At 48.0% G+C, this 12,531-nt stretch carries 8 protein-coding genes; all 8 read left to right on the top strand.

Going from position 1 to position 12,531, the window contains the following annotated elements; all coding sequences use genetic code 11:
- The first annotated feature begins 9 nt into the window (after positions 1 to 9).
- The 8 genes from JI735_RS06250 to JI735_RS06215 all read left to right on the top strand — a co-directional run bounded on the left by JI735_RS06250 (position 10) and on the right by JI735_RS06215 (position 12,515).
- Positions 10 to 2,769: an S-layer homology domain-containing protein gene (locus tag JI735_RS06250; RefSeq protein ID WP_051051420.1), complete on the top strand. Its 2,760-nt coding sequence runs from the start codon at positions 10 to 12 to the stop codon at positions 2,767 to 2,769.
- 91 nt (positions 2,770 to 2,860) lie between these two features.
- Positions 2,861 to 3,415, top strand: coding sequence for a hypothetical protein (locus JI735_RS06245; RefSeq protein ID WP_039832703.1), 555 nt, complete (start codon positions 2,861 to 2,863; stop codon positions 3,413 to 3,415).
- 176 nt (positions 3,416 to 3,591) lie between these two features.
- Positions 3,592 to 3,858 carry an alpha/beta-type small acid-soluble spore protein gene (locus tag JI735_RS06240; RefSeq protein ID WP_039832702.1) on the top strand — a complete coding sequence of 89 codons (267 nt, stop codon included), beginning with the start codon at positions 3,592 to 3,594 and terminating at the stop codon, positions 3,856 to 3,858.
- Positions 3,859 to 4,120: 262 nt separating this feature from the next.
- Entirely contained in the window at positions 4,121 to 5,323 is a 1,203-nt protein-coding gene (gene metK / locus JI735_RS06235) for a methionine adenosyltransferase (protein WP_025704049.1), read from the top strand.
- A gap of 222 nt (positions 5,324 to 5,545) precedes the next feature.
- On the top strand, positions 5,546 to 6,127 hold the full coding sequence (locus tag JI735_RS06230; RefSeq protein WP_202677197.1) for an Ig-like domain-containing domain: 582 nt from the start codon (positions 5,546 to 5,548) through the stop codon (positions 6,125 to 6,127).
- 49 nt (positions 6,128 to 6,176) lie between these two features.
- Entirely contained in the window at positions 6,177 to 6,452 is a 276-nt protein-coding gene (locus JI735_RS06225) for a hypothetical protein (protein ID WP_233476276.1), read from the top strand.
- Entirely contained in the window at positions 6,449 to 9,571 is a 3,123-nt protein-coding gene (locus JI735_RS06220; RefSeq protein ID WP_202677195.1) for a SwmB domain-containing protein, read from the top strand. Before JI735_RS06225 ends, JI735_RS06220 begins: the two co-directional genes overlap by 4 nt.
- A 214-nt stretch (positions 9,572 to 9,785) precedes the next feature.
- Positions 9,786 to 12,515, top strand: a complete 2,730-nt coding sequence (locus JI735_RS06215) for a stalk domain-containing protein (protein ID WP_202677194.1) — start codon at positions 9,786 to 9,788, stop codon at positions 12,513 to 12,515.
- The last annotated feature ends 16 nt before the right edge of the window (positions 12,516 to 12,531 follow it).

The following is a 12,531-nucleotide window of genomic DNA, read 5'->3' as shown; positions in this document are numbered from 1 at the left end:
CATCGGCTAATGAGTGACATGAGCTACCCAACTAAAGAAGAATCTCAGTTCATGAACGTCCAAGGAGGAGAAAAAAAGGTTATGAAGAAAATTTTATCCGTAGCATTATCTACAGCAATGGCATTCTCGATGTTTGCCTCTGTAGCGTTTGGTGAAACTGCAACAACTCCACAAGCAAAATTTGATGCTTTGGCAGCAAAAGGTATCCTTAACGGCTACCCAGATGGTCAAGCACATCTTGAAAAAGATCTGACTCGCGCTGAATTCGCTAAGATCGTTACTAAATTGTTCGGTCTTACTGAAGTAACCGGCAAATTGTCTTACAAAGACAAAGGTTATACTGCCAAGAACTGGGCAGTGCCTTACATCGAAGCTGTAACTGCAGCTGGTTATATGCAAGGTCAAGATACTGTTAGAGGTATCTTCAACTACAACGGTAAAGTAACAGTTCAAGAAGTAGCGGCTGTATTGTTCCGCGCTCTGAAACTGGAACAACCTGCTACAACTGATAACTCCGCATCCGCATGGGCTAAAGGCTATGCTCAAGCAGTTATCAACGCTGGTCTGGTTGCTCAAACAACCAACTTCAAAGGTAACGCTACTCGCTCTTTGGTAGTTGAAACAGCTTATGCAGTTGATCAAAAGACTGTAGCTCCTACTCTGACTGTAGCTTCTGCTGAAGCAGTAAGCCCAACCAAAGTAGTTGTAACATTCTCTGATAAAACAACTGCAAACGTTGATCTGACAACTGCTCTGGTAGCAGGCGTTGAAACTCCAGTAACTTTCAAACACCTGGAAAAAGAGTACACTGTGAAAGTAACACTGCAAGCGCCTAAGGTTGTTAGTGTTACAGCTCCAAACTCCAAACAGGTAGTTGTGAAGTTCAACCGTGCTATCGACAAAGATACTTTGGTTGAGACTAATACTCTGATCGAAGGTGTAGTTAAATTAACTGAAGTTGGCAAAACAGTTGATGTAGCTAAAGATGCTAAGGTTGTTATCAGCGATGATGCAACTCAAGCTACAATTTCCCTGGATGGAAATACTTTCCTTAAAGGTAACTATACTGTAGTAATCAACGACACAATTAAAACAACTGCTGGTGAAGCGATTCCTGCTTACACTAATTTGTTGCCTGTAGCTGATGTCGTTGCACCAACAGTGGTTTCCGTATCTGCTGTTGCAAAAACAACTACGAATAAAGTATATGTTAAACTGAGCGAGCCAGTTAAAACTGCTGGATTGATTGCTTATGTTAACGGTGCGTCTGCAAGTGTTTCCCGTGATACTTACCAGCCACTGGATGAAGTAACACTGACTACTGGCACGTTGAACAGCGGAACTTCGTATGATGTGTCCCTGACTAACCTTTCGGATTACGCTGGCAACCTGGCTACACCTAACCCAGTTAAAACAACTGTTACGGTAACTTCTGATGTTCAAGCACCTGTAGTTCAAAAAGTGACTGCAATTGGTGACAAAACAGTTGAAGTAGTATTCAACAAAGCAGTGGATTACAACTCTTTGGTAGGTAATGTTCGTCTGTTGGATGCAAACGGTGAAAGCAAAGGCGTATTCACAATTAACACTACGAGCGACACCAAAACTTTCAAACTGACTAGCCCTCTTGGCTCATTGCCATCCACTGGTACATTCTCCGGTAGCATCGTATTCGGTGCAACTGTTCGTGATACCATTGGCAATAACCTGGGTACAGCAGTAACTCAACCTATTACCTTCAATAAAGACACTGTAGCTCCAACAGTAACTGGCGTTACTTACAAGAGCGGAAGCGGTCTGGTAGTTAAGTTCTCTGAAGAAGTGAAAGCTGTAGCTGGCGTGACTGGCCTTACACTGATTAAAGATTCTACTGGTGTTGGTGTTACTCTGAATTCTACTCCAGTTGCAACTTCTAAAGATGGTAAATCTTTGACATTTGCAACCCCTGCTGGTGTTGTGGGTGCACATACACTGCGTCTGCCAGAAGGCTTGGTAATTGATGCGAGCTTTGCTAAAAATAAACTTGCTGCTACATCGGTTGCGGTAACAGGAAGCAGTACTTCTTCCGATTCCGACAGACCAAAAGTAACCAGCATTGTTTATGGAACGCCTACTACTAATGATTACATCGTTGAAGTAACTGTAAGTGACAATTCAGGGGTTTCTGTTGCATCTTTGATGGATGTCAACAGCTACACAATGGATAGCAAGGCACTTCCTACAGGAACTTACATCACCTTGAATACTGCTGCCGATAATGCAACTACTAGAATCGCGTATCTGCATATTCCAAAATCATCAATCAGTGAAACTAAGGACTATAAGTTCTTGGCTAACGGTGTAGCTGATACTGCTGGTAACGGTGCTGAAGCTCACAATGAAGTAGCAATCAAACTGTATGATACTGTAGCTCCTAAGCTGTCTTCTGCTGCTGTATCGTCTACAGATTCTGCTGTCCTGATCGTAACCTTCTCCGAGAATGTTAAAGACATTCAAAAAGATGATCTGCAATTCCGTATCAATGATAAGCTGGTATCTCCTCTTACCTTTGATAAGGTTGGTAACAGTACTGATAAATGGTACGTTACATTCAATAAAAAGGATATTGATGCTTCCGCATCTGTTGGTGCTCAAGACCTTAACGCTAACAACATCAACACAATTACTGTTAAGGTTAAAGAAAATGATCCTTCCACTGGATACGTACAAAGCATCACTGACAACGAAGGAAACAAAGTTACTACTGGAACTGAAGTATCCGGTAAATAATACTGTTCCTCGTGTATTACCGAAGCAAAGAATAGCCTCTTCGGAGGCTATTCTTTTTTTAATCATTTTCCATCCCTGAAGGAGGAAAGCAATGAAACCAGCAATGAAAGTATCGATGGCGGTTGTCTTGTTGGGTGGAGCCGTATGGGCAGGATCAGTGATGAATCTTACCGCAGAAGGCGCAAGTGTAGGGAATCAGCCGGGTACCGCCGATGATCCGGTTGTCACCAAGAGCTATGTGGATCAACAGATTCAGAAAGCATTAGGAGGCGGAACAACTGCAACGAACCCTCCTGCAGCCACTGCCACAGCATCTCCGGCACCAACGGCCACTTCATCATCAAGTCCACAGACTTCTGCACCTGCCAACAGCAACGAAGCTGTGATTGTAGATGTCAAACCAGGACAGACTTTATTTGGATCTGCCGGTGCTGAATTTATTGTACGTGCAGGCAAAGCCGTGATTTTTTCGGAAGCGGCCAATGGTGTAGCTGATTTGACCGATGGCAAGGATCTGGCCAATGGACAAGCTGCTCCCATGAATCATCTATTATCTTTTCCTCGCGATGGGCGGGGGATCAAAGTGCAAGATGGCCAGACCTTAGGACTTGTCGTAATGGTTCGTGGTGGATATACATTAAAATAATTTTTCATCTTATGATTCGACATGACCTGCTTCTATAATAATGTTGCCTGTTTAAGCAAAAATCATACCTGAGCGGCACTCATTACCACTGCTAACAAAGATTGATACGACTGAATGCAGCAATGCCGGCACACAATACTCCTGTATTCTTAAAATCTTCAGGAGGTGCAATAGACATGGCACGTAATAATCGCACTGTGGTACCGGAAAGCCGGGCAATGCTGAAACAAATGCAGTATGAGATTGCTTCTGAGTTTGGTTTATATGGTGCTTCTTATGGCGGAGGGGCTGATACTGAATTTGCTTCTGAGCTTGGGGTGACAGGCAGCTCGATAGGGTATGGTACTCCATATCTGGGACATCTCACTTCCCGGGACAATGGATCTGTTGGGGGAGAAATTACCAAGAGGCTTGTGAAGCAGGCAGAACAGTCTCTTTTTTAATAAGAATGGGTTGAATTGACACCATCCGGTAAATAAGATAATATGACTTTTGTGGAAAGCCATAAACCTTTTCCAATCGGAAAAGGTTCATTTTTTGAACTTATCTGACAATATCAACTATGATTATTGAGTCTGGGGAATAGATAAATTCAAGTTGGAAGCGGATCTGCCGGTTCTATATATTACACAATTCATCTGATCCGGCAGCCGTTGAAGCATCCCCTTATACAGTGTCAGACTAACAATATGGGAGGTTGTTGTATTGTCTATTAAAGGACGTCATTTGTTTACTTCAGAGTCCGTAACGGAAGGGCATCCCGATAAAATCTGCGATCAGATATCCGATGCAGTCCTTGATGCATTTTTGGCTAATGATCCCAATGCCCGTGTAGCCTGCGAAGTAGCTGTTGCCACCGGTCTGGTGTTGGTTATTGGGGAAATCAGCACCAAGTCGGAGTATGTAGATATCCCGGCAATTGTGCGCAATACCCTCAAGGAGATTGGTTACACCCGCGCAAAATATGGTTTTGACTACAATACCTGTGCAGTGTTGACCTCGCTGAATGAGCAATCGGCGGATATCGCACAAGGTGTAAACGCTGCATTGGAAAATCGTGACCCTGCCCAAGTTGCCGAGGAAACGGCGAATATCGGTGCGGGTGACCAAGGGCTGATGTTTGGTTTTGCGACAAATGAAACGCCTGAATTAATGCCGCTGCCGATTGCCTTGTCTCACCGTATTGCCCGCCGCCTCTCTGAGGTGCGCAAGGATGGAACGCTCAATTATCTTCGTCCGGACGGCAAAACCCAGGTCACAATTGAATATGATAATGAAAGACCGGTGCGCGTGGATACGATAGTTGTCTCTACCCAGCATGCCGAAGAAATCTCGCTTGAACAAATTCAGGCGGATATTAAGGAATATGTTATTTTGCCGGTGGTCCCGTCGGAACTGCTTGACGAGAACACTAAATATTTCATTAACCCTACTGGCCGTTTCGTCATTGGCGGTCCGCAAGGAGACGCCGGTCTAACCGGGCGCAAAATAATTGTCGATACCTATGGCGGGTATGCCCGTCACGGAGGCGGGGCTTTTTCAGGGAAAGATCCGACCAAAGTCGACCGTTCCGCAGCTTATGCAGCCCGTTATGTGGCTAAGAATCTGGTAGCTGCAGGGCTTGCTGACAAATGCGAGATTCAATTGGCGTATGCGATTGGTGTAGCTAACCCTGTCTCGATTAATGTAGATACATACGGAACAGGCAAAATCAGTGAAGAAAAGCTGGCTGAGCTGATCAGCAGCAATTTTGATCTGCGGCCAGCCGGTATTATCTCAATGCTGGATCTGCGCAAACCACTCTATAGACAAACCGCCGCTTATGGTCATTTTGGACGGACGGATGTTGATCTTCCTTGGGAGCGCGTGGATAAAGCAGAAATGCTGAGGGGTCAGGCTGGATTATAAGCTATTGTAGGTTTTTATATTCCTTATTATATGCAAGCCCGCAGGACAGCGCTTCGATCATTGGAGCCAGCTGCTGCGGGTTTTTTTGCGTACCTGAAAATTCACTGATTTCTATTTGCCTTGTTTCACCTGGGACGTCTTCTAAACTTTGGAAGCCTTTTAACCGAAATAAAAGAATATATGTAAAAACGAAAGTTTGGCTTGAGAGGAGTCTATCACCACATGAAAAGGAAAATTACCATATGGGCAGCACTCATTCTGGCAGGGGATTTGCTCTTGGGGACTGTCTCCCCATCACTTGGACTTGGGACACCGGCAGTTTATGCTGCGGGCGAATTTGGAATGTCGGCAACTTCGCCGGCTGCAGGAGAAAAAAATATCAGCTTAGGTTCCTCGATCAAATTGAGTTTTGACCGTGTGGTAAACCCGCAGAGCGGGGAGATCACAATAACTCAGGCAGGGAACCCCTTTGTCACTGTATCTGTTGGCACTCTGGGTTTGGTCGGCAGCTCTAATTACTATGAAATCAGATGGGGGGCTGACAAGCCGTTAGAGCCTAACAAGAGCTATACCGTATCGATCCCTAAGGGATTGTTCAAAGACGGGTCTGGAGCTGAGTCATCAGCGGCTTCATGGGAGTTTACCACTTCTCCGGAAACAAGCCAGGGAGTATCGATAACGGAGTTCTCGCCGGTGAACAACTCGCGGCCGGATTCTGCGGCCCTGAAATCAGTTAAGCTTCAAGCTGGGCAAAAAATTGCAAAAAGGTGGAGGGTCCGCCAAACTTATCTCTTCAGCAGATAACACGCTTGTTCAGGAGTTCAAATTCAGGGACGGAGAACCTAATGTTAATGTGCAGACCGATGGGACTACCACTACTGTAAGTATGACATTGGCCAGTAAGCTGAACCCAGGGAGTACATATTATGTATTAATTGATAACTATGCGTTAAAAGATGATGAGAATCGGACATTTTCCGGGGTTTCCAGCGGCAGCATGTGGAGCTTCACAGCCAAAAGCACCGGAGCAGTCGCCAACGTTTCTCCTACCGGGGGTTCTACTGGAGTAAATCCTGCTAGTGATCTTCAGCTAGGTTTTGACCGTCCGATGATGCCGAATGCGGGGTGATCTCGCTGACACCGGTTAACGCTACGGGGGGAGCCAGATATTTTAACGTCAATTCTACAGCGGTTACCGGAGGCGGTACGCCGACAATTACAGTAGATGCGGCCTCAGAAGCGAATACCCTGCTGGAAAAAACTATGTATACCGTTACTGTGCCGCAGGGAGCCTTTCATGACCAGGATGGAAATTTGTTCCCGGCGTCAGGTCCGCTTACATGGAGTTATACAACAAGTGAAGTCAAGGGGTTTGGCATCGAGACCCTTTCTCCGGCAGACCGCAGCGAATCAGTAAGTCTAAATCCGCCGATCAAAATTACCTTTAACCGGAATGTTGTTCTTAATAATGCGGTGGCCGGTCCGGTAATCCTGTATAAAGGCGATGGAACGAAGCTGGAATCAACCCTCTCAGTGGGTTCCTCAGCCAAAGAGTTCATCGTAACTCCCGCTGCAGCGTTAGATAATAATACGACGTACTACTTGGATATTGCGAATGGCGCCTTTGTGGATGCCAATAACAGCCAAGTGATCTACAGTGGACTAAGCGGCAAAAATGCCTGGAGCTTCCAGACCTATTCTCTGGACAAGACTGCTCCCGTGCTCAAGTCGGCCCTGGTGGATAATAACCGCACGATCCGTCTGAATTATGACGAGGCGCTGAAAACGGAGGCAGCGCTGCTGCCCTCCAGCTTTGCAGTTACTGTTAATGATGAGAAGCGCGCTATTGACAGTATTTCTATTCAGGGAGCCAGTATTTATATCAAATTGAGTACAGGGGTTACTGTTGGCCAGATTATCAAAGTCAGCTATTCAGGCGGACTGCGCCCCATTCAGGATTTGAGCGGGAATAATGCCAGTACCTTCTCGCAGTATCAGGTAACGAATGGAGTCCAGTCCGCACTGACTACTATAAAGGACGGGACGCTTACCGGGAAAACCGTATTGCTGAATTTTAATGATACCCTGCAAGCGGTCAATCCTAATGCCTACAGCCAGTTCAGCGTCTATGCGGATGGTTATTCTCTTGGGGTCAACGCTATATCGTCGAGTGGCGCAAAGCTGAATTTAAGTTTAGATAACGCTGCAACGAACACCCAGGTAATCCGTGTAGCCTACTCTGCGGGCTCTTATCCCGTAGTGGATACGAATGGGCAGAGTGTAGCAAATTTTAGCGATTTTTATATCCGCAACAGTGCTGATAATGTGCCACCGGTGTTTCAGAGTGCGGCCGGTTCCGGCAACAAAATTGTACTGACGTATAACGAGGGAATATCCTCAGGCAGTCTTCCAATGAACAGCCAATTCTCCGTTCTGGTTGGCAGTAAACCTAACTACGTTACGGCAGTAGCCGCAGGCGGCACTCAAGTCACCTTGACGCTCCAGAGTGCGCTGGCGGTTAATCAGCCGACTACAGTTTCATATGTACCGGGGACTTCGGGGATCGCCGATCTTAACGGTAACCGCGCTCCCTATTTGAATCAGCAGTCCGTGAACATTTCGGGAACCACAGTTTCAGATATCAGTTCAGCAACAATAACGGGCGACGAACTGCTGGTGACATTCAGCAAAACCATGCAAGCTTCTTCAGGGCTGAACGCCAATCAATTTGGAGTCAGATTTGACGGCAGCACGGTTGGTATACAATCCTACTACATCTCGGGCAGTACGCTTAAATTGATGTTATCCAGTGTTGTGAAGAGCGGTCAAACGGTTGATTTATCCTACATGTCAGGTTCAGGGACGATCTCGGATCAAAACGGGAATCTCTTAACTCCCTTCACCGCGCTGTCGGTGCAGAATATGACGGGGGTGGCAGGGAATTCCTCAACAGCTGGCCGTCCATCATATCTGGGAACGCTGGCAGCGAGTGAGTTCGGAAAAGAATATCCTCTGCTCAAAACGGATTCCGCTACAGCAGCAGATGACCGTTCAGTATACAGCCAATCCGTAAAAAGATATAACCTGACCGCTGAACGCCTGGCTGCCGGTTATGATTATGTATACAAACAAGGTACCTCTGCATTAGCATTTGAGGTGCCTTCAACCGATCTGTCAGCTTATGTGAGTGTGCCGCTCAAGCCGCTGCTGGATGCAGTCAACCGTGACAGTAAAGCTGCTTTTCTTCTGCGACATGGCGACCATTTATACCGTCTTGCGCTGAATGATGTGAATATGAACAGCCTTGCCGCGACTTTGATTGCGGACAGCAATAACATTTCGCTTGTGCTGCGGCTGGAAAAAGTCCCTGCGGGAACCTTTACACCGTTCGAGCAGAAGCTTCAGTCACAGGGGCTTCAGACCGTCACTGGACTCATGGATATCCGCTTGAGCGCTGCGGTGAGCAGCAATTATGCCAACACTACCGCACTGAGCGTACCAGCAGAATATGCGGTCCGTACGACAGCTACGCTGAATAGTGATCAGGCTTCGGCGGCCCGGCTGGATCTTGCCTACTATGATGCCGCTTATCTCCCTAGCAAGCTGAGTTCGGCTGGCAGTTATACAGTGATTACAGCCAGTACTGTAGGCAACCAGGTCGTGGGCACATTTCTCTCGACCCGGAGCTTTACAGATATGAATAGCCATTGGAGCAAATCTATTGTATCCCAGCTTGCCGCCAAGAATATAATCGACAGCAGCTATGGCAGTACCTTCAAGCCCGAGCAAAAGATTACCCGTGCAGAGTTTGCGGTCATGCTGAGCCGTGGGCTGGGGCTGCTTGGCAGCCGTGAGACGGCCCAGCGGTTTAGAGATGTGCAGCCTTCCACACAAACCGGTGATTATATTGGTGCAGCTGCCAAAGCGGGGATCATTACCGGAAACACGGATGCGACATTCCGTCCCAATGATAATATCACCCGCGAGCAGCTGGCGATTATGATTATCCGGGCTATGGAGTACACCGGACACCCAATAACCCTAAATGGAACTTCTGCTACCGCATTGGCTGCATTTAAGGACCGCTCCAAGATTCAGAACCAGGCTGCCGAATTTGTGGCGAAGGCTGTGCAGCAAGGGATTATTCTGGGGATGACAACCACTGAATTCCAGCCCCAGGGGAATGCCACACGTGCCCAAGCTGCAGTTATGCTGCAGCGGATGCTTACCATGGCCGGATATTTATAAAAAATCATGTTGTACTGAGGCTCCGTGGATACGGGGCCTTTTTGCATGCCGGGAACTGTTTCAGTCAGCTGCCAAATTGAACCCAGTCTAGCAATATTCGCAACTTTTCCTCTCAAAATCAGTCTATTAAAGGTATAGCAGGAAACTAGGAACACGTTTCCAGCCTTTGAAAGACGCATATATTTGAAAATAGAGATGGGAGAGTTACGTTGAAATGAATGAAGTTTTCATGGGGAAGAAAAACAAAGAGCAGTTACGGGGAATGAAAAAGCTGCCGGCTAAAAAGTGGGTTGCTGCCTCATTAGCCGGCGTGTTGTGGATCATGCCTGTCCTGGGCAGTGAGGGGCTGCCGCAATGGGCTTCGGGACCGGCCTCTGTTGCCCAAGCAGCCTCCTCCCTGAACGTAACCAAGCTGGGTGAAGAGGTTATTACCTCAGGGGCTATTATGATGAAGTATAAATTCACTACGGTCCGTTCCGGAAAAACGGCGACCGGTCTGGCAGATGTGATCCGCGTAGATCTAAATAATCCTTACGTATCCCTAGATGTAATGACCGGCAAAGGCGGCAAATTAACTACACGGCAAAGCACCGGCGGCATGGCTGCGGAGACCGGAGCGGTAGCTGCGGTAAACGGCGACTATTTCAATACAGGCGGTGAAGGCGCCCCAATCGGGGGACAGGTATCCGGCGGGGTTGTAGTATCTACACCTTCGCAGCTTAACGGAATGTATGCCTTTGCTGTGACCAAGGACCGCAAGCCCGTAATCGACCAGTATTCGTTCGAGGGGCTGCTTACTGCTGAGGACGGAGCGCAGTTTCCGCTGGCAGGCATCAATAAGGGTGCATACAGCCCCGAGGACGGCAGCTCAACGTATAGTCATGCCAATGCGGCTTACATCTATACAGATGCCTGGACCGCGCTGGAGCGTCCTAAGAACAGCTCTACTACCCCTACAGAAGTGCTTGTAGAGAATGATATCATTACCCAGATTTCAGCAGATAAGGCCTTGTCCATGGCTGTTCCCAAAGGAGCCTACATCTTGCGGACACACGGGCTTGGGGCACAGTTTGTGAAAAATCACCTCGCTGTAGGGCAAAAGCTCAGCAGTGCCTACACCCTGAAGTCCAAATCCACGCAGCAGGAGCTTGATCCGGCCAGCCTGCAGATGATGATCGGAGGGCATACCATTCTGGTGAACGATGGAAAGGCGACATCTTTTTCCCGTTCGACTTCCAGTATCGGCGGCTTCCGTGCCCGTACAGCACTGGGTTATTCGCAGAGTGGACAGTATGTGTACGTGGTCGCAGTGGAGGATAATGCCAACAGCGCCGGCATGTCGCTGACTGAGCTGCAAAACTTCATGGCGAACATCGGTGTCTGGAAAGGAATGAATCTGGACGGAGGAGGCTCTACAACGATGGTAGACCGCCCGCTTGCTGAAACCTCTGCCACACTTACCTTCAATACTGAATACGGCACAGAACAGCGCAGTATCGTCAATGGCCTGGGTGTCTATACCTCGGCTCCCAAGGGGGAAGTGAAAGGAATCAAGATTAGCGGCAGCACAGTACTGCTGATCGGGCAAAAGGCAACGTACTCTTTAAAAGGTTATGACACTTACTACAATCCAATTGATGTAGCAGCAGGCAACCCTTCCTGGACTGCAAGCAACGGCAGCGTAACTGTAAATGGCGGGGAAGCCACTGCAGTCAAAGCCGGTACAGCGACCATAAAGGCTGCCAGCGGCGCAGCCAGTGCCTCGACCGAGGTAACGGTACTGGGTGGTGAGAATTTATCCAGCCTGACGGTGGGGACAGCTACAGCGCCGCTCACCCCCGGAGCATCAGTATCAGTGCCGGTGACAGCCTTGGCAGAAAATGGAGCCTCGCTTACCGTTCCGCCGGCATCCTTGAAATGGGAGCTTGTTGGCTTTAAGGGCAGTGTGCAGGACGGCAAATTGACGGTTGATTCGGTAGACCCTGGAGTGACGACAGGTTATGCTATCGCCCGTTATGACGGATTCAGCACTGCAGTTGTACTATCAGCAGCAGCGTCCACCCCATGGGAGAATTTCGAAAACGTAAGCTATCCTATTGCATTTACATCCAATGTTAACGGTGTGACCGGAACAGCTGGAGTGGTGGCCGGCAGCGCAGAGAAGGCTGGCTCCAAAGTGCTGTCACTCAGCTATGATATGACAGCCGGCAGCGGTAAGATGTACGCTTATGCCCAACTTAATGGAACCAGCGGCAAAAACATTCCTGCTGCGGCAACCTCCATGTCGCTTGATGTGATGGGGGATATGAGTCTTAACTGGCTTCGGGCTGAGGTGGTAGATGGAAGCGGAAAAATATCCTATATCGATCTGGCCAAAGTAATCGATTGGAACGGCTGGAAGAGCCTCAGTATTGATCTGTCAGGCTCCGGCATCAAATTCCCGGCAGCGCTGAAGCGCCTGTATGTGGTCAATGTGGAAGAAGGCCAGGATGAGCGGGCCAAGACAGGTACGGTTGCTTTTGACAATATATCGTTCGTAATGCCTTCGCTCTCCAGTGAAGCCGGACTTCCGAAGGGAACCGCTGCAATGAGCATCGGCTCCAAGTCCATAACGGTCAACGGTGCAAAGAAGGCGATCGATGTGGCTCCAATTGTCAAAGATGCAAGCACTTATGTGCCGATTAAAGTCGTTTTGGATGCCTTTGGCGGCAGTGCGGCATGGGATAAAAACACCAAGAAAATTATGGTGCTCCGTGGCGCCAAGGCGCTTGACCTGACGGTTAACAAAAAGGAATTTGTACTGAATGGTAAACGCCAAACTGCTGAAGTAGCGCCTTTAATCCTACAGGGCAGGACTTTAGTACCGCTAAGATTAGTTTCGGAACAGCTGGGATTAACCGTAAAATGGGAACAGAAAACGAAGACCGTAACTATCGAATCGTGATATGGTAATATTGAAG

Source organism: Paenibacillus sonchi, from assembly GCF_016772475.1.
In the GTDB taxonomy this organism is placed as follows: domain Bacteria; phylum Bacillota; class Bacilli; order Paenibacillales; family Paenibacillaceae; genus Paenibacillus_AQ; species Paenibacillus_AQ sonchi.
Note: the sequence above shows the minus strand (reverse complement) of the source record. Positions and strands in the feature narration are given on the sequence as shown.